This window comes from Bacillus sp. VA15, assembly GCF_055721145.1.
The window spans coordinates 1-394 of sequence record NZ_JBVQPQ010000051.1 but is presented as its reverse complement, the minus strand read 5'-3'; the positions used below and the strand labels follow the sequence as shown (position 1 = coordinate 394).

The 394-nt window shown below is 44.2% G+C and carries 2 rRNA genes; both read left to right on the top strand.

Going from position 1 to position 394, the window contains the following annotated elements:
- Positions 1–7: 7 nt before the first annotated feature.
- A 5S ribosomal RNA gene (rrf, locus tag AC0DBE_RS21700) occupies positions 8–123 on the top strand.
- Positions 124–313: 190 nt separating this feature from the next.
- Positions 314–394: ribosomal RNA gene (locus tag AC0DBE_RS21695) — 16S ribosomal RNA — on the top strand; the annotation flags it as partial.

The window sequence follows — 394 nt, the reverse complement described above, 5'->3', positions numbered from 1 at the left end:
CAATTTGTTTGGTGGCGATAGCGAAGAGGTCACACCCGTTCCCATACCGAACACGGAAGTTAAGCTCTTCAGCGCCGATGGTAGTCGGGGGTTTCCCCCTGTGAGAGTAGGACGCCGCCAAGCAATTACACGTTAGTGTAATTAAAAAGAAAAAAGTTGTTGACTTTGAAGAAGCAGCATTGTATACTAATAAAGTTGCTTTAACAAAGCGAACAAACGAAATGATCTTTGAAAACTAAACAAGACAAAACGTACCTGTTAATTCATTTTTTTATAAAATCGCACAGCGATGTGCGTAGTCAGTCAAACTACTTTATCGGAGAGTTTGATCCTGGCTCAGGACGAACGCTGGCGGCGTGCCTAATACATGCAAGTCGAGCGGACAGATGGGAGC